The 26,510-nt window shown below is 73.5% G+C and carries 23 protein-coding genes and 1 pseudogene; 11 read left to right on the plus strand and 13 right to left on the minus strand.

Translation table 11 applies throughout. The annotated features are described in order from the left end of the window. Window positions 1–1,191, minus strand: coding sequence for an MFS transporter (locus tag ACWDXC_RS21875; protein ID WP_449984728.1), 1,191 nt, complete (start codon window positions 1,189–1,191; stop codon window positions 1–3). A gap of 69 nt (window positions 1,192–1,260) precedes the next feature. On the opposite strand from ACWDXC_RS21875, the gene ACWDXC_RS21880 reads away from it, so the two are divergent. After that, entirely contained in the window at window positions 1,261–1,854 is a 594-nt protein-coding gene (locus ACWDXC_RS21880; protein WP_375073465.1) for a TetR/AcrR family transcriptional regulator, read from the plus strand. Here the strand turns inward: ACWDXC_RS21880 and ACWDXC_RS21885 are convergent. After that, the gene (locus ACWDXC_RS21885; RefSeq protein ID WP_357592013.1) at window positions 1,843–2,778 is read right to left on the minus strand and encodes a glucosyl-3-phosphoglycerate synthase; all 936 of its coding nucleotides are present in this window, start codon (window positions 2,776–2,778) and stop codon (window positions 1,843–1,845) included. The genes ACWDXC_RS21880 and ACWDXC_RS21885 overlap by 12 nt on opposite strands. Window positions 2,779–2,821: 43 nt before the next feature. Next, window positions 2,822–4,294, minus strand: a complete 1,473-nt coding sequence (locus ACWDXC_RS21890) for a helix-turn-helix domain-containing protein (RefSeq protein ID WP_449984733.1) — start codon at window positions 4,292–4,294, stop codon at window positions 2,822–2,824. Between the two features lie 226 nt (window positions 4,295–4,520). Here ACWDXC_RS21890 and aceA point away from each other — a divergent pair, with 226 nt between their 5' ends. The 3 genes from aceA to ACWDXC_RS21905 all read left to right on the plus strand — a co-directional run bounded on the left by aceA (window position 4,521) and on the right by ACWDXC_RS21905 (window position 7,776). After that, window positions 4,521–5,807 (plus strand): isocitrate lyase, encoded by a 1,287-nt coding sequence (gene aceA / locus ACWDXC_RS21895; RefSeq protein ID WP_219518162.1) that lies wholly within the window; start codon window positions 4,521–4,523, stop codon window positions 5,805–5,807. A gap of 161 nt (window positions 5,808–5,968) precedes the next feature. Then, on the plus strand, window positions 5,969–6,466 hold the full coding sequence (locus tag ACWDXC_RS21900) for a SigE family RNA polymerase sigma factor (protein ID WP_449984735.1): 498 nt from the start codon (window positions 5,969–5,971) through the stop codon (window positions 6,464–6,466). Further along, window positions 6,463–7,776: a TolB family protein gene (locus tag ACWDXC_RS21905; protein ID WP_449984738.1), complete on the plus strand. Its 1,314-nt coding sequence runs from the start codon at window positions 6,463–6,465 to the stop codon at window positions 7,774–7,776. The genes ACWDXC_RS21900 and ACWDXC_RS21905 overlap by 4 nt, the downstream gene beginning before the upstream one ends. A gap of 35 nt (window positions 7,777–7,811) precedes the next feature. Here the strand turns inward: ACWDXC_RS21905 and ACWDXC_RS21910 are convergent, their stop codons facing one another. The 3 genes from ACWDXC_RS21910 to ACWDXC_RS21920 all read right to left on the minus strand — a co-directional run bounded on the left by ACWDXC_RS21910 (window position 7,812) and on the right by ACWDXC_RS21920 (window position 10,202). Next, on the minus strand, window positions 7,812–8,630 hold the full coding sequence (locus ACWDXC_RS21910) for a siderophore-interacting protein (protein ID WP_449984741.1): 819 nt from the start codon (window positions 8,628–8,630) through the stop codon (window positions 7,812–7,814). Window positions 8,631–8,691: 61 nt separating this feature from the next. Then, window positions 8,692–9,654, minus strand: a complete 963-nt coding sequence (locus ACWDXC_RS21915) for an alpha/beta hydrolase fold domain-containing protein (RefSeq protein WP_449984744.1) — start codon at window positions 9,652–9,654, stop codon at window positions 8,692–8,694. A gap of 95 nt (window positions 9,655–9,749) precedes the next feature. Beyond that, window positions 9,750–10,202 (minus strand): hypothetical protein, encoded by a 453-nt coding sequence (locus ACWDXC_RS21920; protein ID WP_449984747.1) that lies wholly within the window; start codon window positions 10,200–10,202, stop codon window positions 9,750–9,752. Window positions 10,203–10,348: 146 nt separating this feature from the next. On the opposite strand from ACWDXC_RS21920, the gene ACWDXC_RS21925 reads away from it, so the two are divergent. Together ACWDXC_RS21925 and ACWDXC_RS21930 are read left to right on the plus strand one after the other, a co-directional pair. Continuing rightward, window positions 10,349–10,885 carry an MFS transporter gene (locus tag ACWDXC_RS21925; protein WP_449984750.1) on the plus strand — a complete coding sequence of 179 codons (537 nt, stop codon included), beginning with the start codon at window positions 10,349–10,351 and terminating at the stop codon, window positions 10,883–10,885. Between the two features lie 47 nt (window positions 10,886–10,932). Further along, entirely contained in the window at window positions 10,933–11,658 is a 726-nt protein-coding gene (locus tag ACWDXC_RS21930) for a YcnI family copper-binding membrane protein (protein WP_449984753.1), read from the plus strand. A 56-nt stretch (window positions 11,659–11,714) separates the two neighbouring features. On the opposite strand, the gene ACWDXC_RS21935 is transcribed toward ACWDXC_RS21930, so the two are convergent. From ACWDXC_RS21935 to ACWDXC_RS21945, 3 genes are read right to left on the minus strand one after another with little or no spacing between them, the layout of a single operon-like run. Continuing rightward, the gene (locus ACWDXC_RS21935; RefSeq protein WP_449984756.1) at window positions 11,715–12,689 is read right to left on the minus strand and encodes an ABC transporter permease; all 975 of its coding nucleotides are present in this window, start codon (window positions 12,687–12,689) and stop codon (window positions 11,715–11,717) included. Further along, window positions 12,676–13,644, minus strand: a complete 969-nt coding sequence (locus tag ACWDXC_RS21940) for an ATP-binding cassette domain-containing protein (protein WP_449984758.1) — start codon at window positions 13,642–13,644, stop codon at window positions 12,676–12,678. Before ACWDXC_RS21940 ends, ACWDXC_RS21935 begins: the two co-directional genes overlap by 14 nt. Continuing rightward, entirely contained in the window at window positions 13,641–14,837 is a 1,197-nt protein-coding gene (locus tag ACWDXC_RS21945) for a LolA family protein (protein ID WP_449984760.1), read from the minus strand. The genes ACWDXC_RS21940 and ACWDXC_RS21945 overlap by 4 nt, the downstream gene beginning before the upstream one ends. 127 nt (window positions 14,838–14,964) lie before the next feature. Here ACWDXC_RS21945 and ACWDXC_RS21950 point away from each other — a divergent pair, with 127 nt between their 5' ends. From ACWDXC_RS21950 to ACWDXC_RS21960, 3 genes are all read left to right on the plus strand, one after another. Further along, window positions 14,965–15,639: a response regulator transcription factor gene (locus ACWDXC_RS21950; RefSeq protein WP_449984763.1), complete on the plus strand. Its 675-nt coding sequence runs from the start codon at window positions 14,965–14,967 to the stop codon at window positions 15,637–15,639. Beyond that, a complete protein-coding gene (locus ACWDXC_RS21955) occupies window positions 15,632–16,975 on the plus strand; it encodes a sensor histidine kinase (protein ID WP_449984765.1) in 1,344 nt (447 codons plus the stop codon). Before ACWDXC_RS21950 ends, ACWDXC_RS21955 begins: the two co-directional genes overlap by 8 nt. A 68-nt stretch (window positions 16,976–17,043) precedes the next feature. Further along, window positions 17,044–17,202 (plus strand): hypothetical protein, encoded by a 159-nt coding sequence (locus ACWDXC_RS21960; protein ID WP_357592028.1) that lies wholly within the window; start codon window positions 17,044–17,046, stop codon window positions 17,200–17,202. A gap of 10 nt (window positions 17,203–17,212) precedes the next feature. Here the strand turns inward: ACWDXC_RS21960 and ACWDXC_RS21965 are convergent, their stop codons facing one another. Together ACWDXC_RS21965 and ACWDXC_RS21970 are read right to left on the minus strand one after the other, a co-directional pair. Next, window positions 17,213–20,215, minus strand: a complete 3,003-nt coding sequence (locus ACWDXC_RS21965; protein WP_449984767.1) for an AfsR/SARP family transcriptional regulator — start codon at window positions 20,213–20,215, stop codon at window positions 17,213–17,215. Between the two features lie 79 nt (window positions 20,216–20,294). Continuing rightward, a complete protein-coding gene (locus tag ACWDXC_RS21970) occupies window positions 20,295–21,164 on the minus strand; it encodes a LysR family transcriptional regulator (protein ID WP_219517291.1) in 870 nt (289 codons plus the stop codon). A 200-nt stretch (window positions 21,165–21,364) separates the two neighbouring features. On the opposite strand from ACWDXC_RS21970, the gene ACWDXC_RS21975 reads away from it, so the two are divergent. Together ACWDXC_RS21975 and ACWDXC_RS21980 are read left to right on the plus strand one after the other, a co-directional pair. Beyond that, window positions 21,365–22,891 carry a neutral zinc metallopeptidase gene (locus tag ACWDXC_RS21975; protein ID WP_449984770.1) on the plus strand — a complete coding sequence of 509 codons (1,527 nt, stop codon included), beginning with the start codon at window positions 21,365–21,367 and terminating at the stop codon, window positions 22,889–22,891. 946 nt (window positions 22,892–23,837) lie between these two features. After that, window positions 23,838–25,271, plus strand: a complete 1,434-nt coding sequence (locus ACWDXC_RS21980; protein WP_449984772.1) for an LCP family protein — start codon at window positions 23,838–23,840, stop codon at window positions 25,269–25,271. Window positions 25,272–25,299: 28 nt separating this feature from the next. On the opposite strand, the pseudogene ACWDXC_RS21985 reads toward ACWDXC_RS21980, so the two are convergent. Beyond that, window positions 25,300–25,833, minus strand: a pseudogene (locus ACWDXC_RS21985) (IS5 family transposase); the annotation flags it as partial. A gap of 14 nt (window positions 25,834–25,847) precedes the next feature. Then, on the minus strand, window positions 25,848–26,348 hold the full coding sequence (locus ACWDXC_RS21990; protein ID WP_357582863.1) for an IS5 family transposase: 501 nt from the start codon (window positions 26,346–26,348) through the stop codon (window positions 25,848–25,850). Between the last annotated feature and the right edge of the window lie 162 nt (window positions 26,349–26,510).

Genomic DNA, 26,510 nt, shown 5'->3' on the forward strand with positions numbered 1-26,510 from the left:
TCAAACCGGGACACCACCCCGGCCGCTCACCAGCGCGACGGCCAGGGCGGACAGGCCCATCGCCGCCGCGAGGGCGTACAGGAGCGGGGTGAAGCCGCTGAAGAGGGCGGCGACCTGCGGGCCGGCGCTGCCGCCGACGGCGAGCGAGAAGGAGAACAGCGCCAGCGCCGTGCCGCGCGAGCGGCCGGCGCGGGCGGAGATGGACTCGTTCAGGCTGGGCAGGCCGGCGGTGATGGCGACGGCGTACACGGCGAGCAGGAGCACCAGGCCGGGCCCGGCGGCGCCGGTCAGGGCGGCGGCGGCGAGCACCAGCGCGCCGCCGGCCAGCATCACGGCGGCCCGGGTGACGGGCGCGACTCGGCCGAACCAGGGCATGAGCAGCGGCACCGCGATCATGGCGGGCAGCCCGGCGGCGCGCAGCGCGAGCAGTTCGCCGGACGACGGGGTGACGCCGTAGAGCTGCAGGCCGGTGTAGACGGCCACGAACCCGGTCAGCACCACGACCGAGGCCGCGTACCGCGCCAGCAGCGGCCGGTCGCGCAGCAGCTCCGGCAGCGGCCGGTAGGCCGCGAGCAGCCCGCCGCCGGTCGGCGCCTGCGGGGTGCCGGGCAGCATGGTGGCGCGCAGGCCGAGGCCGGACAGGGCCAGGGCGGCGCCGGAGATCAGGAACAGCCCCCGCCACCCGGCGGTGTCCACCAGGAGCTGGGCGAGCACCTGCAGGAGCACGGCGGAGGCGAGGAACGCGCCGGTCACCGCGGAGATCGCGACCGCGCGCCGGCGCGGCTCGATCCGCTCGGCCAGGTACGCCAGCCCGGCGGGCGGGAACGTGGCCACGGCCAGCCCCTGGACGGCACGCAGCACGAGGGCGGCCTCCGGCGAGGGCGCGGCGGCGACAAGCGCGGTGGCGAGGGCGGCCAGGGGCAGTCCGGCGAGCACCAGCCGCCTGCGCCCGAACCGGTCGGAAAGCGGGCCGAAGATCAGGAATCCCACCCCGTATCCGGCGCCGAACGCGGTCACCAGCCAGGTCAGCTCGCCCGGGACGGTCCCCCAGGTCGCGGCCATGTCGGGCAGCAGCGGGATCACGATGTAGAGCTGGCCGCTGACCAGCACGGCGGTGAGCACGAAGGACAGCAGGGTGGACCCGAACGGCGCCGTGGCGGGCGGCGCGGGGCGGAGGGAAGTGGTCGTCATGTGCCGGGACGCTACACCAACCAACTAGTTGGATGTCAACCAACTAGTTGGTCGAGGTAGGATGGCCGCATGCCAGCCAAGGTCTCGACCACCGCCACCAGGGCCGCCCTGCTCGCCGCCGCCCGCGAGGAGTTCGCCGCGTACGGCGTCGCGGGAGCGCGCGTGGACCGGATCGCCGAGCGCGCCGGCGTCAACAAGGAGCGCATCTACGGCCATTTCGGCAGCAAGGAGAAGCTGTTCGACGCGGTCATCACCGAGGCGATCGACGACCTGACCGCGCAGATCGCGCTGCCCGGCAGCGACCCGGTCGACTACGTGGCCAAGCTGTCGGCCTACTACCAGGCCCATCCGGAGCTGGTGCGGCTGCTGATGTGGGAGGCGCTCAACTACCGGGGCCAGGAGCTGCTGCCCGGCCAGGAGGCGCGGGTCGAGCGGTGCGCGCGCAAGACCGCGTCAATGAGCGAGCGGCCCACGGACGCGACGGCGCGCACGGTGTTCCTGCTGACGGGGCTGGCGCTGTTCCCGGCGATGATGCCGCAGCTCGCGCGCATCCTCCTGGGCGAGGCGGCGGGCGACCAGGAGGCGATGCGCGAGCACGCCGCCGCCTTCGCCGCCGCGGCGCTGCGCGACGGCCTGCCCGGGGAGGGCCCGTCAGGCGGCTGACGCGGGCACGGTGACCATCGGCGGGCGTTCGGCGACCGAGATGTCGCTGGTCAGGACCTCGTGCCCGGCGCTGACGCGGCGGAACTGGTCGAGGCGGCACGACGGGTCGTGGCAGGTCTGGATCTTGCCCTGGCGGCACAGGCGGGACCAGGCGGCGAGCATGATCTGCCCCGCCATGCCGCCCAGGGCCTCGGTCGACTGCGGGGCGTGCTCGCGCGTGCCGAGGTCCACCTGGGCGAACGCGTCGAGCCCGGCCAGCTCCAGCAGGTCGATGAGCAGGCCGATCTCGACCCCGTAGCGGGTCAGGAACGGCACCCGTTCCAGCGCGGCGCGCCGGCCGGCGTACTCGCCGGCGAGCGGCTGGACGAAACCGGCCAGCTCGGGCCAGTGCAGGTTGATGAGCGGGCGGGCGACGAGCTCGGTGACCCTGCCGCCGCCGGTGGGCGCGCCGTCGAGCGGGCGGTCGTAGCAGCCCTTGACGTACGCGACGGAGGAGTCGCTGAGGAGCGGGCCAAGCAATCCGCTCACCAAGGTGGAGCGAAATTTCCGGATATCGGCGTCGACGAAGGCGACGATGTCGCCGCTGGTGACCGCCAGGGACTTCCACAGCGCCTCGCCCTTGCCGTCGAGCGGCGCGAGGCCCGGCAGGATGGTGTCCTGGGCGTGCACGACGGCGCCCGCCCGCGCCGCCACCTCCGCCGTGTCGTCGGTGGAGCGCGAGTCGATGACCACGACCTCGTCGACGACCGCGCCGAGCTCCCCCATGATGACGGCGACGATCTCCCCCACGGTCTCCCGCTCGTCACGCGCCGGGAGCACCACGCTGACCGTCGCGCCGCCCTTGGCCTCGGCCAGCGCCGCGACCGGCCAGTCCGCGGCCCGCGAGCTGCGGCGCCGCATCCAGCTCTGAACTTCAGGCAGCATGCGAACCACCCCCGTTCATCCCCGCCCCCAGGATAGGCGAAGGTCAGCCGGCTCCCGCGTGGCGCTCCAGGAACGTGTAGACGTCGGCCTCGTCGACCCCCGGGAACGACCCCGGCGGCAGCGCGGCCAGCACGTGGGAGTTGGCGCGGGCCGACGGCCAGGCGTAACCCTCCCAGCGCTCGGCCAGATCGGTCGGCGGGCGGCGGCAGCAGTCGCCGTTGGGGCAGAGCGACCGGGTCCGGTTGGTGGTCTCCCGGCCCCGGAACCAGCGCGACTCCCGGAACGGCACGCCGAGCGTGATGGCGAAGTCGCGCTCGCGTGACGGGTCGACGTGCGCGACGCAGAAGTAGGTGCCGGTGGGCGAGTCGGAGTACTGGTAGAAGACGGAGAAGCGGTCGGGCGAGGTGAAGACCTGGCGGCCCGACCACTGCAGGCACATCCGCTGGCCCTCGATCGCGCCCTGCTCGTCGGCCGGGAAGACGATGCCGTCGTTCTCGTACGCCTTGTAGATGATGCCCCCGGCGTCGTTGCGCACGAAGTGGCAGACGAGGCCCAGGTGGTGGGTGGCGAGGTTGGTGAAGCGGTGGGCGGCCATCTCGTAGGAGACGGCGAACACGTCGCGCAGGTCCTCCACCGACAGCGCCCGGTCGGCCTTGGCCTCGCGCAGGTAGACGGCCGCGGCCTTCTCCGGCACGAGCACCGCGGCGGCGAAGTAGTTGGCCTCGGTGCGCTGGCGCAGGAAGTCGGCGAAGTCGCGCGGCTTGTCGTGGCCGAGCGCCAGGTGGCCGAGCGTCTGGAGCAGGATCGTGCGCGGGGTGTGCATGCCGAGCTGCTCGTGCTTGACGTAGATGCGGCGGTTGCGCAGGTCGGTGATGGAACGCACCGAGCGGGGCAGGTCCTGGGCGGTGTGCACGGTGTAGCCGAAATGCGTCACCAGGCTCTGGATCATGCTCTGGGACAGGGCCCCGGTGCGGTAGCCGACCGCGGCCAGCGCCTCTGCGGCGGCCTTCTCGATGTCGGGGAAGTAGTTGCCGCGCTCACGCTGCCTGCGCCGGAGCTCGGCGTTGGCGGCCCTGGCCTCCTCCGGGGTGGCGGTGCCCCTGGCCTGCCGGGCGCGCAGCTCGCCGTAGAGGCCGAGCAGGTGCTCCAGCACGTCGTTGGGCACCCGCGCGGACACCTTGAGCCTGGGCAGGCCGAGCCCCGCGTACAGGGGGTCGCGCTGCGCCTCCTCCAGGGCGATCTCCAGCTGGGCGCGCCGGTTGGGCGGCTGGCGGCGCAGCAGCTCCTCCACCGGGACGCCGAGCGCGGCGGCGAGCGACTTGAGCAGCGACAGCTTCGGCTCGCGTTTGCCGTTCTCCAGCAGGGAGAGCTGACTGGGGGCGCGGCTGACGCGCGAGCCCAGGTCGGACAGGGTGAGGCCACGCTGTTTGCGCAGGTGGCGCAGGCGCTGCCCGAACGCGATGAGATCGAGCTCTTGCGTCAAAGACAGCGGTTCTTCGCCTAGCAAGGACGCCATGCAGGCATCTTAGACGGAAAATCCGCCCATCTTCTAGTCACAGCAGGTTAAGGGTGAATGGTCTAGGCCAACAGGAAAAGTCGCGATTTCTTCTGCAGCGAACAGGCGGCAAGAGTTGCGATTTATGCGAAATTTCGTCGTTCTTCTCTGAATCGACCCCTATGGCGGTGGGGTGGTCAGGGCACAGACTCGGCATGAGCCCCAGGGGACGACAAAGGAGACAACGATGAACGATCGCCTCAAGGGAGCTGCCGAGCAGCTGCGTGAAGAGTGGGACAACGACCCTCGCTGGGCCGGCATCGAGCGCACCTACAGCGCCGAGGACGTGGTCCGGTTGCGTGGAAGCGTCCAGGAGGAGCACACGCTGGCCCGGCTCGGCGCCCAGCGGCTGTGGGACCTGCTGCACACCGAGGACTACGTCCACTCCCTCGGGGCGCTGACCGGCAACCAGGCCGTGCAGCAGGTGCGGGCCGGGCTGAAGGCCATCTACCTGTCCGGCTGGCAGGTGGCCGCCGACGCGAACCTCGGCGGGCACACGTACCCCGACCAGAGCCTCTACCCGGCCAACTCGGTGCCGGCCGTCGTGCGCCGCATCAACAACGCGCTGCTGCGCGCCGACCAGATCACCTGGTCGGAAGGCGCCGAGAACGCGCCGTACTGGCTCGCGCCCATCGTGGCCGACGCCGAGGCCGGGTTCGGCGGCGTGCTCAACGCCTTCGAGCTCATGAAGGGCATGATCGCCGCGGGCGCCGCCGGCGTGCACTGGGAGGACCAGCTCGCCTCCGAGAAGAAGTGCGGCCACCTCGGCGGCAAGGTGCTCATCCCCACCGGCCAGCACATCAAGACGCTCAACGCCGCCCGCCTCGCCGCGGACGTCTGCGGAGTCCCCAGCCTGATCATCGCGCGGACCGACGCCCAGGCCGCGACGCTCCTGACCAGCGACGTGGACCCCCGCGACCAGCGCTTCACCACCGGCGAGCGCACCGCCGAGGGCTTCTACCGGGTCCGCAACGGCATCGAGGCGTGCATCGCGCGCGGCCTGGCCTACGCGCCGCACTCCGACCTGCTCTGGATGGAGACCGGCACGCCCGACCTGGACGTGGCCCGCGAGTTCGCCGAGGCGATCAAGGCCGAGTATCCCGACCAGATGCTCGCCTACAACTGCTCGCCGTCGTTCAACTGGAAGAAGCACCTCGACGACTCCACCATCGCCAAGTTCCAGCGGGAACTCGGGCACATGGGGTACAAGTTCCAGTTCATCACGCTCGCCGGGTTCCACTCGCTGAACCACTCCATGTTCGCCCTCGCCCAGGGGTACGCGACCGACGGCATGACCGCGTACGTGGACCTCCAGGAGGCCGAGTTCGCCGCCGAGGCGCGCGGCTACACCGCCACCCGCCACCAGCGCGAGGTCGGCACCGGCTACTTCGACCTGGTCAGCACGGCCGTCGCGCCCGATTCCTCGACGACCGCGCTCAAGGGCTCCACCGAAGAGGAGCAGTTCACCCACTGATGTCCCGAACTCGCCGGCCACCTCCAGGGCATGGGACGGTTCCCCCGGCGAAACGGCCGCGCCAGACACCCCCCGGCCTGGCGCGGCCATTTTTTCGTGCAACAGATTCCCCGCGATCCCTCTCTCGGAGGTGACAGATAACGACGAGAGGCAGAGGCAGCGTGGATGAGGAGTCCAAGTTCGCGGAGTTCGTCGCCCGGCGGGGTGACGCGCTGATGCGGTACGGATACGTGCTGACCGGCAATCCGCACGACGCGGCGGACCTGGTGCAGGAGGCGCTGCTCAAGATGCGGGCGGCCTGGCCGGGGCTGCGGTCGAAGGACAACCCGGAGAGCTACGCGCGCACCACGATGGCCCGGCTGCACATCGCCGCCTGGCGGCTGCGCCGGCGCGAGCAGGTGATGTGGCAGCCGCCGGACCGCGAGCACCACGACACGCTGCCCGGCGGCGACGAGCAGGCGCTGTGGCAGGCGCTGGCCGGGCTCCCCCGCAAGCAGCGGGCCGTGCTCGTGCTGCGCTACTACGAGCAGCTCAGCGACGCGGAGATCGCCGAGACGCTCGGCGTGTCCCGGGTCACCGTGCGCAGCCAGGCGCACCGCGCGCTCGCCAAGCTGCGCGCCACCGTCCCCGCCCACCTGATCCCCGGAGGCGCACGATGACCGGACCGACGACCGGACCGAACGAGCACGACCGGGACGGGGCCGGCGCCACCGTCCTGGAGGAGACCCTGCGCAGGACGCTGGAGCGCGCCGCCGACCGGGCGCCCGCGCTGCCCGCCGCGGTGGCCGCCCGCCTGGCCGGGCCTCCTCCCCGGCGCGCGCCGCGCGCGCAGGCGCTGCTCGCCGCCGCGGCGGTCGTCGTGGTGGCCGCCGGGGTGAGCGTGGCCGTGACGGCCGGCCTCGGGGGCCCGGCCGAGCCCCGCCCCGCCGGCCCGGCGGCCACCGCCTCGGCCGGCGTGTCCACCAGCGAGCCCACCGCAGGGCCCACCGGCGAGCCCACGGGTGAGCTCACTGGCCTCCAGGCGCCGCCGCCGATCGAGGAGGTGTGGCCGCAGGCCGTCCACAAGCTCCCCGCCACCGGGGGCGAGCGGCTGCGCCCGATCCAGTTCCTCGACGACCGGACGCTGCTCGTCTCCACCTGGTCGAGCTTCGAGAAGACCAACGCCCTGTACGCCTACGACCTCGGCACCCGGGAACGACGCGAGATCACGAAGGTGCCGACGCCCAAGGGCACGGTGCTGTTCGCCTCCGACTTCCGCACCGGCGGCGACCGGGTCGTCTGGTGGAACCGGCTCAAGGACGGCGCCACCCAGATCTGGTCGGCCCCGCTGTCGGGCGGCGAGGCCGCGCTCGTCACCACCGTGCGGACCGACGAGAGCGGGCTGGACGGCGTGCAGATCGCCGGCGACCGGGTCGTCTTCTCCGCCCGCTCCGGCGGCGTCCACGCCGCCCCCCTGGCGGGCGGCCCGGCCACCCCGGTCGAGGGCGGCGCGTCGATGCACGTGCTGGAGTGGCCGTGGATCGGCGAGCCGGGCCCGTACGGCCAGCCCGTGGGACCCAGGTTCGGCCGGATCCGCAACGTGGAGACGGGCGAGACGCGCACCGTCACCACCCGGGCGGGCGACGAGCTGCTCGGCTGCTCGATCACCCACTGCGTCGGGCACCGCAAGGGCGCCATGTTCCTGCGCCTGCGCGACGGCTCGGGCGAGCAGCCGCTGCCGGGCTCCATGGGGCGGATGGACCGGCTGGCGCAGGACCGCTTCCACGTGGCCACGCTGAGGGACCGCACCGGGTTCGTCGCCGTCGCCCTGTACGACCTCGCCGGCGGCCGCTCGGCCGACCTGGGCATCGAGGCGGAGCAGCGGGAGAACGGCTTCTCCGTCCAGTCGCCCGGCTTCGACTCCGCGGGCAGGCTCCTGTCCTACGAGGTCGGGGACACGCTGTACGTGGTCGACGTGACCAAGATCTGACCGAGTTCTGACCGGGGTCGCGGCCGGGGGCGGGCTCAGCCGAGTTCGGCGGCCTCCTCGGTCTCGACCTGGCGGTTCCAGTCCTTCTTGACCGCACGCCACCCCTCGTCGTCCACGCCTGCCCGCCAGTAGCCGGAGATCGACAGCCGCTCCAGCGGCACGCCCTTCTCCACCCGCAGGTAGCGGCGCAGCCGCTTGACGAATCCGGCCTCGCCGTGGACGAACGCGCACACGTCGCCGGGCGGGAAGCCGAACGCGAGCACCGCCTCGACCAGCGCCTCGCCGACGGGCCCGCCGTCGCGGTAGAGCCAGGTGACGCGGGCGTCGGCGAGCGTGCCCAGCTTGAGCTCGTCCTCGGGCGACTCGACCTCGACGAACACGTACGCGAGCGCGTCCTCCGGCAGCGCCTCCAGGGAGGCGGCGATGGCGGGCAGCGCGCTCTCGTCCCCGGCGAACAGGTGCCAGTCGGCCTCCAGGGCCGGCGCGTAGCTGCCGCCGGGGCCGAGCATGAGCACCTCGTCGCCGGGCCTGGCCCGCGCGGCCCACGGCCCGGCCAGCCCCTCGTCGCCGTGGTGGACGAAGTCGAGCGTCAGCTCCCGGGTGTCGGGGTCCCAGGCGCGCACGGTGTAGGTGCGCAGGCGGGGCCAGAACTCCCTCGGCATGGTCTCGCGCACCTGCCGCACGTCGAACGGCTGCGGGTAGTCCACGCCCTCGTGCGGGAAGACGACCTTGACGTAGCTGTCGGTGGCTCCGGAGAGGGCGAAGTCACGCAGGCCGTCACCGCCGACGACGACACGGATCATGTGTGGCGAGATGCGTTCGGTGCGCAGGACGACACCGCGGTGATCGGTCATTCCAACGACCCCCTCCAGAAGTTAGGCATACCTAACCTACACCCTGCCCGGGGGAAGACCGTCAGGCCGCGTCCTCCATCGGCGGCCGCTCCCCCGCGGCGGCCAGGAACCCCGCCATGTGCCGGAAGGCCAGCCGCGCCTCCGGCAGCACGTCCGCGAGCAGCGGGAACACGTGCGGCATCCGCGGCCACTCCTCGTACGTCACCGGCACCCCGGCCCGCCGGGCGCGCAGGGCGACGCGGCGCGCCTCGTCCCTGAGCACCTCGGTGGACCCGGTGACGATCATCAGGGGCGGCAGCCCGGTGAAGTCGCCCAGCACCGGCGACACCAGCGGGTCGCGCGGGTCGAGCCCGTCGGTCCAGCGGCGGGCCAGCCAGCGCACCCGCCCGGCCGGCAGGATCGGGTCCTGCCAGCGGTTGGCCCGGCGCGGGAAGTCGGTCAGGTCGGCCCACGGCGACAGGCAGATGCCCGCCGACGGCAGCGGCAGCCCCCGGTCACGCAGCGCCAGCAGCGTCGCCAGCGTAAGATGGCCGCCCGCCGAGTCGCCCGCCACGATCACGTCGGCCGCGTCGTACCCGCGTTCGAGCAGGCACCCGTACGCCTCCAGGGCGTCGCTCAGCGAGTCGGCGAGCTTGTGCACGGGCCCCTGCCGGTAGTCCAGGGCCAGCACCGGGCGGCGGGCCGCCGCCGACAGCCGCCAGGTGATCGGCCGGTGGGTGCGCGGCGAGCACCAGAAGTAGCCGCCGCCGTGCAGGTAGAGCAGCACCTTGCCCTCGTCCAGCTCCCGCCCGGCGCGCACCCACTCGCCGCCGCACGCGGCGAAGGCCGCCGGGGTCACGGTGACGTGCTCCGGCACCGGCACGGCTCCCGCGAGGCCGCCGAGCCGCGAGGCGCAGTCGAGCGCGAGCGGGTGGCGCAGCAGCAGGTGCGAGGCGGGCTTGAGGGTGCCCCGCATCAGGCCGGTGAGCGCGCGGGCCTGCCAGCTCAGCGGGTAGTCAGGCGTGACGTCGCGGTCCAGGCTCATGACGAGTCCTCCGTGACCTGTACATACCCGCACTACTCACCGGTAACCAGGGGGCTTCCGGGCCGGCGCCCTTTACAAAGTAGATCGCAGCGGGGTCAGTAGTAGCCGCCCTCCTGCGTGCTCTCGTACTCGTCGTCCTCGTCGTCGTCGCGCGCCCAGCGCGAGGGCATCAGGACGGGGATGAACAGCGCCACGCCGAGCAGGGCGAAGGCGCCGGAGGTCAGCAGCAGCCGGTCGCCGGCGGCGGCCTCCCGGACGAGCTGGTGCACCGACGGCTCGTCCGGGAGGAGGCTGAGCGCGCGGTTCATGTCGAGGGCGTAGACGACGGTCCAGGCGAGCAGGACCAGCGACGGCGTGAAGGTGGCCAGCGGCGAGACCCGCCCCGCGACGACGAGCCCGACGACGAGGCCGACGGCGGCCATCGAGCCGAGCGCGATCCACAACTGCTGCCCGCCGGTGGGGGCGGCCTGCGCGGCGAGCATCGCCTGCTGCACGGCCCATCCGCCGCCGGCCAGGACCGCCGCGGTCACCACCAGCCCCAGGAGCAAACCACCTAAGTGCCGCAACGTACTCACCCCTATGTCAATGTGGTGAGCCCGACCCTAGCGACAAACATCGCGAATCAACCAGGCATTGCCGAGCTTGAAGAAGAACTCGTCGCCGCCCCCTCCCCGTGAGACCATGTGGCACACCCATGCGCGCGCACCCGCCCCTCCGGCTCGTCAGGGCGGCCGTCTTCACGGCCGTCTGCGTGACGCTGGCCGCGATCGCGCACACGCTGGGCGGCGGCACCGGCCCCGCGGCGTGGGCCGCCGGGCTCGGCGCGGCCTCGGTGTTCGCGCTGGCGCTGGCCCTGTCCGGCCGGGAGCGCCCGGCCGCCACCGTCAACACCGCGCTGATCGTCGCGCAGGCCGGGCTGCACGAGCTGTTCGGCGGCGGCGACGGCACCGCCTACGTCGCCCTCCACCTGCACGGGCAGGGGCTCGGCGACGCGCTCGGCATGCTGGTCGCGCACCTGACGGCCACGCTGCTCACCGGCTGGTGGCTGGCCCGCGGCGAGGCCGCGCTGTGGGCGACGCTGCGCCGGCTGCTGCGCCGCCTGACGCCGCTGCGCCCGGTCCGCTCCCCCGTCCTGCGCCCCGCCGCGCCGATCGTGCGCGCGCGGCCCGTGCCGCCCGATCCCGGGCTGCGTCACTCCGTGGCCAGGCGTGGTCCTCCACTGCCCGCCTGACCAGCTGACATCCCCGTAACCCCCATCACGACAAGTGGAGATCCGCCATGTCCTTCGTCCGCCGTGCCGCGACCGTGCTCGCGGCCGCCACCGCCCTGACCGCCGGGCTCGCCCTGCCCGCGCTCGCCCACGTCACGATCAACCCGGGCACCGCCGAGCAGGGCGGGTTCACCAAGGTCGCCTTCCGTGTGCCGAACGAGCGCGACGACGCCTCGACGGTCAAGGTCGAGGTGTCCTTCCCCACCGACCACCCGCTGGCGTTCGTGTCGGTCAAGCCCGTGCCCGGCTGGAGCGTCAAGGTCACCGAGGGCAAGCTGCCCAAGCCCGTCACCACCGAGTTCGGCGAGCTCACCGAGGCCGTCACCACCGTCGTCTGGTCCGGCGGGAAGATCGGCAAGGGCGAGTTCCAGGAGTTCGAGGTGTCGATGGGCCGCCTGCCGGAGGGCGTCGGCCAGATCGTGTTCCCGACGAAGCAGACCTACTCCGGCGGCGAGGTCGTCGACTGGGCCGACGCGCCCGCGGCCGACGGCTCCGAGCCGGAGCACCCCGCGCCGGTGCTCAAGCTGACCCCGGCGACCGGCGGCGACGCGCACGGCGCGGCCACCGCCCCGGCGTCCCCCGCCGCCGGGTCCCCCGCGCCCTCGGTGACGCCGGTCGCCGCCGCCTCCGGCTCCTCCGACGGCACCGCCCGCCTGCTCGGCGGCGCGGGCCTGGCCGTGGGCGTCATCGGCCTCGTGGTCGCCTTCCTGGCGCTGCGCCGCCGCCCGTCCTGACCCGCGGGCGCGTCCCGTACGCGGCCAGTACACGGTCCGCGTATGGGGCGCGCCCGTCAGGAGGTGATGTCCTTGCCGGTGAAGCGCGCCCACGCGACCGACAGCGACAGCACGATGTACGCGCCGAACACCGCCAGCCCGTCGAGCAGCGCCCCGGTGTCGACGGGGGCGCGCAGCACGGCGTCGAAGCCGGTGAAGCGGGCCGGCAGCAGGTAGGGCTCCAGCGGCGCGAGCTCCGGGATGGCGCGCAGCACCTGGCAGACGATGACGGCCACGACCGCGCCGGCGATCGCGCCGATGGGCACCTCGGTGAACGTCGACAGGGCGAGCGCGACCGCGCCCAGCGCGGCCATGCCGGCGCCGATGTAGCCGACGCTGACGGCGATCCGCAGCAGCCCGTCGGTCACGGAGACGGTGGTGCCCGACAGCAGCGTCACGTCCCCGACGGGGAACAGCACCAGCCCGGTGAGCAGCGCCGACAGCGCCACCACGGCGGTGACCGCGTAGGCGTACACGACGACGTTCAGGAACTTGACGGCCAGCAGCCGGCCCCGGCCGGCGGGCGCGGCCAGCAGGTAGCGCAGCGTGCCCGCGCCGGCCTCGCCGGCGATCGAGTCGCCGCCGACGACGGCGACGGCGACCGGCATGAGCAGCAACGTCAGGAACGAGAACGAGACGAACGTCAGCATGAGGCTGTTGCCCGCCACGCTGGCGATCAGCCCGCTCATCTCGTCGTCCCCGCCGCCCACCATCCGCAGCACGACGCCGACGACGATGGGCACCGTGGCGACCACCGCGAGCATGGCGAGGTTGCGCGGGCGCCGGAACGTCAGGCCCAGCTCCGAGCCGAGCAGCCGCCAGAACGCGCCCGGCCGGCGCGGCGGCGACGGCAGCCCCGGCGGAGGCGGCCCGGGGGCGTGGCGTTCGGCGCTGCCGATCGTCTCGGCCACCGGCACCAGCCCGGGGGTGCGGCGGGGCCGCTCGGTCCGCGTCGCCGCCTCCGTACCGGTGGTGGTCTCAGCCGTCGACATCGAAACCCTCTCCCGTCAGTCCCACGAACACGTCCTCCAGGCTCGGCCGCACCACGGCCAGCCCGCGCACGGCCACGCCCTCGCGGACGAGCACGGCGTTGACCTCCTCGGGCGCGTGCCCGCCCAGCTCGGCGCTCACGTGCTCGTCGGAGCGCACGTCGGCCAGGCCGAGCGCGCCCAGCACCCGGGCGGCGTCGGCGGGGTCGGGCGTCTCGACCCGGATCCGGGTGGCGCGCCCCCCGCTGAGCGAGGCGATCGTGCCCTGCGCGACGAGCCGCCCGGCCCGCATGATCGCCGCGTGCGTGCACATCTGCTCCACCTCGGCCAGCAGGTGGGAGGAGACGAAGACGGTGGTGCCGCCGGAGGCGATCTCCTTGACCAGCGCGCGCACCTCGCGGGTGCCCTGCGGGTCGAGGCCGTTGGTCGGCTCGTCCAGGATGAGCAGCTCGCGCGGGCCGAGCAGGGCGGCGGCGATGGCCAGACGCTGGCGCATGCCCAGCGAGTAGTTGCGGAACCGCTTGCCCGCCGCGGCGCTCAGCCCCACCCGCTCCAGCGCCTCGCCGATCCGCTGCTTGGCGGTGGCGGGCGTCGCGGTCGGGTCGGCGGCGTCGAAGCGGCGCAGGTTGGCCTCACCCGACAGGTACGGGTAGAAGGCCGGTCCTTCGACGAGCGCACCGACCCGGGGCAGCGCCTGACCGAGCGGCAGCCCGAGCAGCGCGTGCTCGCCCTCGGTGGGCGCGACCAGGCCCAGCAGCATGCGGATCGTGGTGGTCTTGCCCGAGCCGTTCGGCCCGAGGAAGCCGTAGACGGACCCGCGCGGCACGGCCAGGTCCAGCGCGTCGACGGCGACCTGGCCGCCGCGGAAGCGCTTGGTCAGGCCGCTGGTCACGATGGCGGCGTCGGAGGGCGGGGCCGCCCCGAGAGGCGCCCCCGCTTCCTGCGTGGCGGTCGTCACCTGACGCCCGCCGCCTTGGTGATCTCCTCCGGGGTGACCGCGCCGACCAGCAGACGGCCGTCGTCGGTCAGCAGGACCGTGGCGAGCTTGGTGGTGATCAGCTTGCCGGAGCCCCACGGGCCGCTCACCGGGGTGGCGGACTTCAGGACGGTCTCGAGGAGCGCGGCCGGGTCGGCGCCGCCGTCGCCGCCGAACGGCGACCCGTCGTCACCCTGCTCACCCTGCTCGCCCTGCTCGCCGGCCTGGCGGCCGTCCTGGGCCTTCAGGTCGGCCACGGAGGCGGGCAGCACGGCCACCGAGGTCCAGCCGTCGCCGACGATCTTGACCTCTTCGGCGGCCTTCCTGGCCTCCTCGCGGTGCTCCTCGGCCCGCTCGCCGCCCTCGCCCTCCTGGGGCGCGGTGAGCTTCTTCTCCTCGACCTTGGCCCCGGCGGGCGGGGTGAAGGCGAAGTTCTCCGGCGCGGGCGGGGTGAACGTCACCTGGGTGAAGCCGACCTGGAAGGCCGGTTCGGCCGAGCCCTTGGCGAACACCTGCACCTGGAGCGGGACGAAGTTCTCCCCGTCGAGGGCCAGGCGCACCTCCTCCACCAGGGAGCCGGCGTCCTTCGGCTTGAGCACGAGCTGGTAGGCCGGGCGGCCGGCCACCTCGGCCGTGTTGGTCACGCTGACGGCGGTGTGCTCGTCGGCCTGGGCCAGCACCTTCTCCGCCGCCGCCTGCGGGGTCAGCTCCGCCGGGGCGGTCTCGGCCGCGTCGTGCGGCCGCTTCCCGTCATAAATGATCTTGGTGGCGGTGTTGGTGGCGCTGTCGAAGTACCACGCCTGGTCGCCGTTGACGATCAGGTTGGTCTCGTTCATCTGGGTCGGCATCGCGACCCTCAGCTTGTCGCCCGCCCCGTACCAGACCTTGATCTCGTGCGAGCCCGACAGCAGGCTGAGCGGCCCGGCGGAGCTGGTCGCCGGCAGCGCCGGCAGGCCGAGCGAGGCCGTCTGCTGCACGGTGCCGGACATCGGCAGCATGCCCTCGGTCTTCTGGGCGGCCGCCGCGGCGTCGGCCAGCAGCTGCTGGGCCGAGCGCTCGGGCAGCACCGGGTCGCCGCTCACCGCGGCGACGACCGGACCGGCGCCGATCGCGGCCCCGATCACGGCAGCAGCCGCGATCGGCACTCCCCACCTCACGAACGTGCCTCTTCGCATCTCACTCCTTAACGGTATGTCGATGCCGCCAGCCTGTGTGATGCATCCTTAGGCGAGCCTGAGACGAGCTGAGATCCCTCTCAGCCTTCTCAGCCGGGTCTCAGGGGGAGGACGGGAGAATCGCCGCATGAGAGTTCTGGTCGTCGAGGACGAGAGGCGGATGGCCGCCGCCCTCCAGCGGGGGCTGCAGGCCGAGGGATTCGCCGTGGACCTCGCCCACGACGGCGAGCAGGGCCTGCACCAGGCCAGGAACGGCGACTACGACGTGGTCGTGCTCGACATCATGCTGCCCAGGCTGTCCGGCTACAACGTGTGCAAGCAGCTGCGCGCGGAGGAGAACTGGGTGCCGATCCTCATGCTGTCGGCCAAGGACGGCGAGTACGACATGGCCGACGGCCTCGACCTGGGCGCCGACGACTACCTGACCAAGCCGTTCTCGTACGTGGTGCTCGTGGCCAGGCTGCGGGCGCTGCTGCGGCGCGACGCCGGGCGGCGGCCCGCCGTGCTGTCGGCCGGCGACCTGACGCTCGACCCGGCCCGCCGCCGGGTCCTGCGCGGCGAGACGCAGGTGGAGCTGACGCCGCGCGAGTTCGCGCTGCTGGAGTTCCTGCTGCGCAGGCGGGACGAGGTCGTGTCGAAGGCGGAGATCCTGGAGCACGTGTGGGACACCTTCGACACCGACCCGAACGTGGTCGAGGTGTACGTCGGCTACCTGCGGCGCAAGATCGACGTCCCGTTCGGCAGGAACGCGCTGCAGACCGTGCGCGGCGCGGGCTACCGGCTGGCCGGCGACGGTGGCTGAGAGCCCGATGACGTGGTGGCGGCGGCAGGGGCTGCGCTTCCGCCTCACCGCCGTGGCCGCCGCGGTGCTCGCCCTGGCGCTGGCCGTGTCGGCGTCGGTGCTGCTCAGCGTGCTCGACCGGGCGCTCGTCTCCACGGTGGACGACTCGACCAGGCAGCAGGCGCAGACCGTCCGGGTGCACGCCGACGCCGGCACCCTGACCAGCCCGATCACCACCCACGACGGCACCATCGTGCAGGTGCTCGACGCGGGCGGGCGCATCACGCACGTCACCTACGGCGCCGACCGGCTGGTGCCGCTGCTGGGCGCCGCCGCCCGGCGGGAGGCGCTGGCGGGCGGGCAGGCGGTGTTCGTCGACGGCCGGCCGTACGCGATCCCGGGGCCGCTGCGCGTGGTGGTGCTGCGCGCCGACCGGGGCCAGACCGTGATCGCGGCCAGGCCGGTCGCGGAGATCCAGACCAGCATCGGCACGGCCGGCCGGGTGCTGCTCGTCGGCACGCCGCTGCTCGTGGTGCTGCTGGCCGTGGCGAGCTGGATGATCATCGGCAGGACGCTGCGGCCCATCAGCGCGCTGCGGCGCGGCGCCGCCGACATCACCCACACCGCCCGGTCGCGGCGGCTGCCGGTACCCGAGTCGCGCGACGAGGTGCACTCGCTGGCCACCACGCTCAACGACATGCTGGGGCGGCTGGAGGAGGCCGAGCAGCGGCAGCGGGCGCTGGTGTCCGACGCCGCGCACGAGCTGCGCAGCCCGCTGGCCAGCATCCGGCTGCAGCTGGAGGTGGCGCTCGGCCATCCCGAGGGCCAGGACTGGCGGGAGACGGCCGAGGGGGTGCTGGAGGACACGCTGCGGCTGCACCGGCTGGCCGAGGACCTGCTGGCGCTGGCCCGGCTGGACGAGCGTGGCGGCGTGCCCGGCCGCCGCGAGCCGGTCGACCTCGGCGACGTGGTGCGGCAGTGCGCCGAGCGCTACGGCGAGGTGCGGCTGACCGCGTGCGACCCGGTCGTGGTGCGGGGCGACGCCCTCGACCTGAGCCGGGTGCTGACGAACCTCATCGACAACGCCGTGCGGCACACCGCGTCCAAGGTCGAGGTGGCGCTGACGTCCGACGGCACGCTCACCGTCACCGACGACGGGCCCGGCATCCCGGAGGAGGACCGGGAACGGGTGTTCAACCGGTTCACCCGGCTCGACTCCGGGCGCAGCCGCGACGAGGGCGGCGCGGGGCTCGGGCTGGCGATCGTGCGCGAGACCGTGCGCGCGCACGGCGGCACCGTGCACCTGGAGGACGCCGGGCCGGGGCTGCGGGCCGTGGTGTGGCTGCCGCGCGGCTGAAACCCCGTAAAGCGCGTCGAAAGCGGCGCTCCCTAGAGTCCTCGCGACTCATCACGGAGGTGCTTCACATGCGCAGAATCGTCATCGTCGCCGCCCTGGCGGCCGCCGTCGCCGCGGGCCTCGCCACGCCGGCCCAGGCCGTCCGCTCCGACGGGCCGTGCCAGCCCGAGATCCCCAGCTCGTGCGACATGACGTGGACCGGCGACCCGGCCAAGCCGGGCGTCTGACCGGGGGTGGTCAGCGGGCGAGGGCCTCGGCGGCTCTCGCCCGCCAGCGCTCGGCGCCCATGCCGGCGAACAGCTCGTGCGCCGTACGCAGGTGCTCGGCCGCCTCCGGGTCGCCCCGCCCGCCCAGCAGCAGCCCCAGCGAGAGACCGGCCCGGCCCTGGATGTGGCGCTCGCCCAGCCGGACCGCCAGGGCCAGCGCCTGGCGCAGCGTCGCCTCCGCCTGCTCGGACTCGCCCAGCGCCGCCTGCGCCTCCCCCAGCCCGTGCAGCACGTACACCTCGCCGATCCGGTCGTGCACGGCGCCCACGATCGCCGCCGCCCGGGCGAACGACTCCTTCGCCGCCGCCGCGTCGCCCCGGCGCAGCGCCAGCTCGGCGATCCTGGTCAGCGTCTGCGCCTCGCCGCGCGGCACGCCCTCCGCCCGGAACGTCGCCAGCGCCCGCTCCAGCAGCGGCTCCGCCTCGCCCGGCCGGTCGCCCTCCAGGTGCACGGCGGCCACGTTCACCAGCACGTGCGCCTCGGCGGCCCGGTCGCCGACGGCCCGCAGCAGCGGCAGCGCCTCGGCGTAGCGGGCCAGCGCCACCTCCGCCCGGCCGCCCACCCGCTCGACCAGCGCCAGGTTGCGCAGCGCCAGCGCGCGGCCCTGGATCTCGCCGATGTCGCCGAACAGCCGGATGGCGTCACGCAGCAGCGGCCCGGCCTCGGTGTAGCGCTGCTCGAACAGCAGCAGCGAGCTCAGCGAGTAGACCATGGCGGCCTCGCCCCTGGCGTTGCCCGCCGCCACGCACGCCCGCCTGGCGTGCTCGGTGACCGACCGCCAGTCGTCGAAGTGCCCGTACGCCTCGAACAGGGTGACGGCGGTCATGGCCAGGTTCCAGCACAGCTCGTCCAGGCCGTGGGCGCCCGCCTGGCGCACCGCCGCCAGCAGGACGGCGCGCTCCTCGTCCAGCCACGGCAGCGGCTGCTCGCCGATCAGCGCGTCGGCCAGCCCGGCGGTGACGGCGGAGGTGGCGGTGCCCTTGCCGCGCAGCATCGTGAAGAAGCCGCCGTAGTGGCGTTCGTGCACCCGCTCGGCGAGGGCCAGCAGGGCGGTGCAGGCCCGCTCGACCGTCATGGCCCGCTGCTCGCGGGTCTCCTCCGCGTGGGCGCGTTCCTCGGCGAAGGCGCGTACGAGATCGTGCATGCCGTAGCGGCCCCCGGCGGTCCGACGCAGCAGCGAGGCGTCGGTCAGCTCCGCCAGCGGGCCCGGCACCCCGTCGGCCGGGTCGGCGTCGCACAGCGCGGCGGCCAGCCACGGCGCGACCTGGGGGCAGCCCAGCAGGCCGATCCGGCGGAACAGCAGGCGGGCGCGCGGCGACAGGGCGGCGTAGCTGACGTCGAGGCTGGCGCGGACCTCCACGTCGCCGTGCGTGAGCGCGTCGAGCGCGGTGCGCGAGTCGGCGAGCTGCGCGACCAGCGTCTCCACCCGCCAGCGGGGGCGGGCGGCGAGCCGGGCGCCCGCGATGCGCAGCGCCAGCGGCAGGCCGCCGCACTGCTGCGCCAGCGTGCGGACCGCGTCCGGCTCGCGGGCGGCGCGGGCGGGGCCGATGTCCTGGACGATCAGGTCGGCCGCGTGCCGCTCGCCCAGCACGTCCAGCCGCAGTACCTGACGGCCGGGCAGGCCGACCGGCCGCTCCCGCGTCGTCACCAGGGCGGCGCACGGGGCCGCGCCCGGCAGCAGCGGCCACACCCCCGGGCTGGGGCCGGCGTTGTCGAGCACGACCAGCAGCCTGCTGCCCGCCACCGTCGAGCGGAACAGCGCGCTGCGCTCCTCCAGCCCCCGGGGCAGCGAGGTCAGCCCGAGCGCCCGCAGGAACCGGCCCAGCACGTCGGCCGGCTGCAGCTCCCCGGCGCGCAGGTCGATGTAGAGCTGGCCGTCGGGGAAGTCGGCGGCGGCCCGGTGCGCGGCGTGCAGCGCCAGCTCGCTCTTGCCGACACCGGCCCGGCCGACGATCGCGGCCAGCGGCAGCGCGCTCCCGCCGGGGCGCAGCATCGCGGCGACGCGCTCCAGCTCGGCGTCCCTGCCGGACAGCGGCGAGAACACGGGCGGCAGCTGCCGCGGCACCGGCGGCAGCCCGCGCCCGCCCGCCGCCTCGTCGCCGGGCTCGTGCTCCTCGCGGGACTCCTCCTCGGGCTGCCCGGGCGCGCCGTCGTCCGGGGGTACGGGCGCGTCGCCGGGGTGGGGGGCGCCGGGGAGGCGGACGGCGGGACGGCCCGGCGCGGTGTCGTAGCCGAGCGCGAGGGAGGCGTCCTGGTTGAGGATCGCCAGCTCCAGGCGGCGCAGCTCGTCGCCGGGTTCGAGGCCGAGCGTGTCGAGGAGCATGCCGCGGTAGTCGCGGAAGGCGTCGAGCGCCTCGGCCTGGCGTCCCGACCGGTAGAGGGCGAGCATGAGCTGTCCGTGCGGCCGCTCGCGCAGCGGGTGGTCCTGGACCATCCGCCGCAGCTCCCCCACGAGCTGCTGGTGGCGGCCCAGCTCCAGGTCGAGGTCGGCCAGCCGCTCGCGGGCCAGCAGCCGCCGCTCCTCCAGGTCGTGCGCGATCGGCAGGAGCAGGTCGCTCTCGACGTCGGCGAGCGCGGGCCCGCGCCACAGGGCGAGCGCCTCGCGCAGCGTCGCGGCGGCCCGCTCGGCGTCCTCCTCCTGCGCCCGCGCCACGAGCGCGTCGAAGTCGGCCAGGTCGAGGCTGCCCTTCCCGACCTTCAGCAGGTAGCCGGGCGGCCGGGTCAGCAGCACCTGGAAGGGCTGGACGGTGTCGTCCAGAGCCCTGCGGAGCTGGAACACCCGGATCTGGATCTGGTTGCGCGCGGTGCCGGGCGGCGCGTGCCCCCAGGCCGCCTCGATCAGCCGGTCGAGCGGCACGATCCGGTTGGCCTCCAGCAGGAGCAGCGCCATGACGACGCGTTGCAGGCCTCCCCCGAGGTGCAGCTCGCCCCCATCGCGTTCGATGACGAGCGGGCCGAGAATCCTGAAGCGCATGTATCCCTCCGCTGAGATGCTCTCAGCCGGGGTTTGCACTTTTCTTGCCGAACGCCAACAGCCCGGGGCCGGGGCGCCGTCAGGCGGCGGTGCCCTTCTCCGCCGTCATCAGGAAGTCCTGGGCGATCAGCGGCAGGCGGCGCCGGGCGTGCACGACGGCGATGACGCGGCGCACGGCGGGCTCCAGGGAGCGGACCACGAGGCCGGCTCTGCTGGCCTGCTCGGCCATCCCGCGATACCACAGCAGGGACGCCTGACCGGCGCGTACGGCGTTGAGCCAGCCGTTGCGCTCGTCGGTCTCCAGGACGACGCGGGGGCTGACCGCGTACTTGCCGAACATGGCGTCGAGCTCGCGGCGGCGGACGCTGCCGCGAGCGGGCAGGGCCAGGCGCATGCCGTCGAGCCGGCGCATGGGCACGGGGTTGGGCAGTTCGAGGCCGGGCGGGGAGATCAGCACGATCTCCTGGCGTTCGAGGGGGTGGGTGACGAGGTCGCCGGGCACCGGCAGGTCCGTCAGGCCGAGGTCGGCCCGCTGGTCCCTGATGGCGCTCACCACGGCGTCGCGGCCGTCGCAGCGGACGATGTGCACGCGGACGCCGGGATGCTCGGCGGCGTAGGCGGGCAGCAGCCGCCCCGCGAGGCCCGGCTCCAGGCTCGGGGTGGAGGCGATGCGCAGCTCCGCCTCTCCGCCGCCGCCGTGGCCGGCGAGGCCCTCGATCTCGCGGACGGCGTCGAGCGCCTCCCGCGCCAGTTTCACCACCCGGCGGCCCTGCGCCGTGACCACCACGCCGCGCCCGGAGCGGGCGAAGAGCGTCAGGCCGAGCTCCCGCTCAAGATCCCGGATCGCACGGGAAAGCGCAGGTTGTGCGATGTAAAGCGACTTGGCCGCATCGGTCATGGTGCGGTGCTCCGCAGTCGCGACCACATAGCGGAGCTGCTGGAGGTTCATGGCAAAGAAGCTAGGACAACGGCCGCCGCGGGGTGCGGGACATAGCGGAGATCACCTCGAATGATTTCGGACTGTAACCGAGTGCTGCTACATCCGTGACGGGTGATAAATCAGTATGCTTCTGCCCCAAATTTGGCAAAGCCCCGGGACGTGACCCAGCAAGTCACGCATTCCGGACAAGCGACTCAAGGGGCAACACGGTGACAGGCAACGGGCAGTACCCTCCCCCGCCCCAGGGGCCAGGACAGCCCCAGCGGCCACCCTCGCGCCCGTGGCCCCCGCCGGGCTACGGGCAGCCGCCGCAGCGGCCCCCGCAGGAGCCGCCGTACCCGCCCCAGGGGCAGCCGCCCGCGCACCCGTACCCGGGCGCGCCGGGGCCCGGCACCCCGTATCCGCCGCAGCCGCATCCGGGGCAGCCGCCGCATCCCGGGCCGCCGCCCGGAAGCCCGTACCCGGGGCAGCACGGCAGCCCGTACCCGCAGCAGGCCCCTCCCCAGGGCCCGCCGCACGGGATGCCCCAGGGCCCGCCGCAGGGTCCGCCGCACGGGATGCCGCAGGGGCCGCCGCCGGGGCACGGGTATCCGCCGCCGCCTCCGCAGGGGGCGCCCTGGCAGCAGCCGCCTCCGCCACCGCCGCCACCGCCGGGGCACGGGCCGTACGGGAACTGGCAGCCGCCGCGCCGCAAGTCCGGCATCGGCGTGGCCGGGGTCGTCGGGGGCGTGTTCGGCGCGGTGGCGGGGCTGTTCCTGCTGATCGTCATCGGGGCGGCGCTGTTCGGCGGGTCGGGCTCGCGTTCGGAGTCGACGACGCCGGTCGCGATCCCGACGGCGTCCCCGTACGAGCCCCGCGAGAACCGGACGCGGGAGCCGTCCCGGGAGCCCACCGAGCAACCGACCCAGGAGCCCACCGAGGAGCCCACCCGCCAGCCGACGGAGACGCCGACGCGGGACGACGAGCCGGACACCACGGTCGAGCCGCCCCGCCAGGTCACGCTGAACCGGAGCCTGAAGAACAACACCATGTACCGGGCGGGCGCGCTGCCGAGGATGACGTGCCGGGCGGGCAACGCGAGCATCTTCAGCCACAGCCAGCTCAAGTCGCTGATCCTCAGGACCAGCAAGTGCATGGACCGGGCGTGGGGCCAGATCCTCAGCAAGCAGGGCATCCCGTTCCGGCCGCCGAACTACGCGATCGCGTCGGGGCGCGGCAGGGGCGCGTGCGGGGACTATCCGCAGCCGGGGAGCATGGTGCCGTACTACTGCCCACGCAACAGCACCATCTACGCCTCGACCTCGGCCATGGCCAAGGGGAACGGCAACGCGCGCGGCTACGGCCAGATCATCTCCTGGCACGGCGGGATCATCAGCATGATGGCCCACGAGTACGGACATCACGTGCAGAACATCACGGGCCTGATGGACTCGTGGTGGGCGCAGACGCTGGACTCGTCGAGCAACAGCGGCAAGCTCGCACTCAGCCGGCGCCTGGAGCTCCAGGCAACGTGTTTCGGCGGGATGTGGATGCGTTCGGTGGCGGCCAGCTACCCGATCAACACGGCCCGCCGGGGGGAGCTGTTCTGGTTCTACGGCCAGGTGGGCGACTATCCCGGCTACCCGCGTGACCACGGCTCCCGGGCCAACAACCAGCGGTGGTTCCGGCAGGGCTGGGAGAAGAGCCAGGCGTACCAGTGCAACACCTGGGTGATGCCTTCCTCGGCGACGTCATGAGGTCACATGGCGTTCATCTCAGCTTGGGCACATGTCTTTGATGTCCATATATGGCAGCTAGAATCCTGGCAATCTTGTGCCAATGGGGGGCAAACCCACGGGTTCTGCCTGGTAGGCGTGTGAAGGAGCCGGTGTGAGCAATCGGGATGGGTCAGGCGCCGCGCCCGGGGGTGGCAGGAAACGGCGTACCCCTCGCCGCACCCGTCCCGCCGCCGGCCAGTCGCCCGACGCCCCCCAAGACCCGGCCCGCCCTCCCCTGAACCCCGCCGGAGACGCGAGCGCCCCCGCCGAGGGCCGCTCGGGCCGCGCCAGAGCCCCCCGCGGCGGCGACACGCCACCCCCGGCCCGGCGAGCCCCCCAAGGCCCCTCCGGCCCCGGGAACCCTCCCACAGGGCCGGGCAACCCGCCCCCCGGCCCCGACCCCACCCCGGGCGGTCCAGCTGCGGGACGGGACGACACCCCACGCGGCGACACCCCACGCGGCCGGAGCGACACGCCCCAAGGCCAGGACGACGCGGCCCGCAGCCGGAACGACGCGACCCCCAGCCGGAGCGAGGCGCCGCCCGAGCAGGGTGAGACGTCCGCCAGGCGGGGCAGGACGCCCTCCGGAAGGGCCGGATCTGCCTCCGGGAGAGGCGGAGCGGCCTCCGGAAGGGCCGGGACCCGTCCCGGACGCGGCAGGGGCCAGGCAGGCCGCGGCAGAGGCGGCGCCGGCGACCCGAACGCGGACCCGGTCGGCCCGGGTGGCCCGGACGGGACCGGCCGGCACGGCCAGGACGAGGCCGCGGGCCGGACCGACGCGGGTGCGCGGCAGGGCGCGGCGGGCGCGTTCCCGCGGATCGGCGGCGGCCTGCGCGGTGGCTCACGCAGCGGCTCACGGGGAGGCTCGCGGACGGGCGGCGGCGGCAACGCGCCGCAGTTCGCCAAGCCGCTCTCGCTGGGCGGCGTGCTCGGCTGGACGTTGCTGTCGGCCGTCCTGCCCGGCGCCGCCCACCTGCGCACCGGGCGCCGCCGCACCGGCCTGATCCTGGTCTCCGCGTACGCGGTGCTGCTGCTCGCCCTGCTGGCCTTCGGCCTGGTGGTGTGGAACGACCCCACCTCGGCCACGATGTTCGCCTCCCCCGGCTGGCTCCTCACGCTGACGATCGTCTCCGGCGCGTGCGCGCTCGCGTGGTTCACGCTCGTCGCCTTCTCGTACGCCGCCCTGCGCCCCGCCAGGCTGGACCGGCAGGGTCAGATCATCTCCGGCATCCTGGTCGGCGTGCTGTGCGTGGCGGTCATGGTGCCGTTCGGGTACGGGGCCACCGGGGTCCAGGAGACGAAGAACACGATCACGCACATCTTCCGCCCCGCCTCCAGCGACCCGGACGCGCAGCCGGTCAAGGAGGAGGACCCGTGGAACGGCAAGGACCGGGTCAACTTCCTGCTCATCGGCGGTGACGCGGCCGGCAACCGGACCGGCATGCGCACCGACAGCATGAACGTCGCCAGCGTGCACATCCCGACGGGCAACACGGTGCTGTTCAGCCTGCCGCGCAACCTGCAGCACGTGCGCTTCCCCCCGACGTCGCCGCTGCGCAAGGTGTTCCCCAACGGCTACATGGCCGAGCTGCCCGGCGGCGGCCTGCTCAACGAGGTCTGGCAGTACGCCAACGACCACCCGGAGCAGGCCGGGGGCAAGAACAAGGGTCCGCGCGCGCTGATGGACGCCATCGGCTACACGCTCGGCCTGAAGATCGACTACTACGCGCTGATGAACATGTACGGCTTCGCCGACCTGGTGGACGCCATCGGCGGCCTGAAGATCCGCGTCGAGCACGACGTGCCGTGGGGCGGCACGTTCGGCACCGCGGGCACGATCAAGGCGGGTTACCGGACGCTGACGGGCGAGCAGGCGCTGTGGTACGGCCGGTCCCGGGTGGGCAGCGACGACTTCTCCCGCATGGGCCGCCAGCGCTGCGTCATCGGCGCGTTCGCCCAGCAGGCGACGCCGGACAAGATCCTGGCCAACTTCACCAAGATCGCCGGTGCGGCCCGGCGGATGGCGGAGACGAACATCCCGCAGGAGCTGCTGCCGCCGCTGCTGAACCTGGGGCTCAAGGTCAAGGACGCGCGGATCAGCAGCCTGCAGTTCGTGCCGCCGGGGTACTGGCCGGGCAGCCCCGACTGGGCGAAGATCCGCAAGGCGACGGACCGGGCGATCAAGGCGTCGACGCGGCCGGCCCGCCGCGCCCAGGCCGCGGACGTGGCCGCCTCCCCCGGCTCCCCGGCGGTCACCCCGACCCCGTCGCAGTCGGTCACGGCCAAGCCGTCGCAGACGCCCACGCGCAACAACCAGAAGGCGGAGGCGCAGTCCCTGGAGGAGCTGTGCGGCTTCTAGGAGCTGTTTGGGGTTCGGATCATGTGGTTTAGGTGAGGATCTTCAACCACATGATCGAGCCTCGAAGAAGGAGCCCAGCCTCGTAGTTCTCTGGGGCTTTGTCGTAGCGGGTAGCCAGACCACGCCAGGTCTTGATCTTCTGAAAACAGCGTTCGACAGTGTTGCGCTGCCTGTAGCGGCCGGGATCGAAGCTGACGGGCCGTCCGCCGGCCGAACCCTTCCTCTTCCGGTTGGCCTGCTGATCACTCTTCTCCGGGATGATCGCGGTGATCCGGCGACGGCGCAGGTAGGAACGGTTGGCCTTGGAGGAGTACGCCTTGTCCGCAGCCACCGCGGCAGGGCGGGTGCGAGGCCGGCCGGCCGGACCGCAGATGCGGATCTTGTCCAGGACGGTGATGAACCGCGGGCAGTCAGCGGCCTGCCCAGGCGTGAGCACGAAGGCCAGCGGCAGCCCGGCGGCGTCGACCGCGGCATGGATCTTGCTACTCAGCCCGCCTCGGGATCGGCCGAGCCCGGCAGCCTTCGCCCTGGCCTTGCGGCGCCGCCGGGTGGCGCCGCGATCACGCACCGGCGACGCTAACGATGCGAGCGTATGGCCCGTGTCGTTCGCGAAGTCCGTGCCGGGTGCGTCGGGCGTGACCTGCGGCGTATCACTCGCAGCACCGGCGGTTGCTCCGCAAGCGGCGCCCCCTTTTCCTCCGTCAGTGCCTGCTCCAGCGCATCCAGGGTCTCCCCGGCCACCGCCAGCCCGGCCGACTCCTGATGCGCCCGCACGATCGTGGAATCCACGCTGACCAGTTCCAGCCCCACCTGCCCGCGCGCTGCGGCCTCGGCGATCAGCGCATCCATCAGATGCTGGAACACCCCAGCCTTGGCCCAGCCGTTGAACCGGGAGTAGAGCGTGGACCAAGGCCCGTACCGTTCCGGCACGTCACGCCAGCCAGACCCGGTGCGAAACCGCCACAAGATTCCATTGAACTGATCACGCACCCGCCGGGGCAGCGGCCCGGTAGCCGCCACCGGCAGATGCGGCTCGATCAAAGCCCACTCAGCATCGGTCACATCGAAGCGCGCCACACCGGAGTTCTACCAGTCACAGCCAGCTCGCCGTCAGACCTGCCAAGATCCGAACCACAAACAGCTCCTAGTGCTGTGACCGGAAACGATCACCGGGTTGGCGTGTAGGACGGTCCTGCCGATTGGATGAGCTGATCACGCTCGTTCCAGCAGCTGGGAGGC

The sequence above is a fragment of the Nonomuraea sp. NPDC003214 genome (assembly GCF_053590035.1).

Coding starts and splice junctions, on each gene's coding strand:
- ACWDXC_RS21875 (WP_449984728.1), bottom strand. CDS start 1,191: ATGACGACCACTTCCCTCCGCCCCGCGCCGCCCGCCACGGCGCCGTTC.
- ACWDXC_RS21880 (WP_375073465.1), top strand. CDS start 1,261: ATGCCAGCCAAGGTCTCGACCACCGCCACCAGGGCCGCCCTGCTCGCC.
- ACWDXC_RS21885 (WP_357592013.1), bottom strand. CDS start 2,778: ATGCTGCCTGAAGTTCAGAGCTGGATGCGGCGCCGCAGCTCGCGGGCC.
- ACWDXC_RS21890 (WP_449984733.1), bottom strand. CDS start 4,294: ATGGCGTCCTTGCTAGGCGAAGAACCGCTGTCTTTGACGCAAGAGCTC.
- aceA (WP_219518162.1), top strand. CDS start 4,521: ATGAACGATCGCCTCAAGGGAGCTGCCGAGCAGCTGCGTGAAGAGTGG.
- ACWDXC_RS21905 (WP_449984738.1), top strand. CDS start 6,463: ATGACCGGACCGACGACCGGACCGAACGAGCACGACCGGGACGGGGCC.
- ACWDXC_RS21910 (WP_449984741.1), bottom strand. CDS start 8,630: ATGACCGATCACCGCGGTGTCGTCCTGCGCACCGAACGCATCTCGCCA.
- ACWDXC_RS21915 (WP_449984744.1), bottom strand. CDS start 9,654: ATGAGCCTGGACCGCGACGTCACGCCTGACTACCCGCTGAGCTGGCAG.
- ACWDXC_RS21925 (WP_449984750.1), top strand. CDS start 10,349: ATGCGCGCGCACCCGCCCCTCCGGCTCGTCAGGGCGGCCGTCTTCACG.
- ACWDXC_RS21930 (WP_449984753.1), top strand. CDS start 10,933: ATGTCCTTCGTCCGCCGTGCCGCGACCGTGCTCGCGGCCGCCACCGCC.
- ACWDXC_RS21935 (WP_449984756.1), bottom strand. CDS start 12,689: ATGTCGACGGCTGAGACCACCACCGGTACGGAGGCGGCGACGCGGACC.
- ACWDXC_RS21945 (WP_449984760.1), bottom strand. CDS start 14,837: ATGCGAAGAGGCACGTTCGTGAGGTGGGGAGTGCCGATCGCGGCTGCT.
- ACWDXC_RS21950 (WP_449984763.1), top strand. CDS start 14,965: ATGAGAGTTCTGGTCGTCGAGGACGAGAGGCGGATGGCCGCCGCCCTC.
- ACWDXC_RS21960 (WP_357592028.1), top strand. CDS start 17,044: ATGCGCAGAATCGTCATCGTCGCCGCCCTGGCGGCCGCCGTCGCCGCG.
- ACWDXC_RS21965 (WP_449984767.1), bottom strand. CDS start 20,215: ATGCGCTTCAGGATTCTCGGCCCGCTCGTCATCGAACGCGATGGGGGC.
- ACWDXC_RS21970 (WP_219517291.1), bottom strand. CDS start 21,164: ATGAACCTCCAGCAGCTCCGCTATGTGGTCGCGACTGCGGAGCACCGC.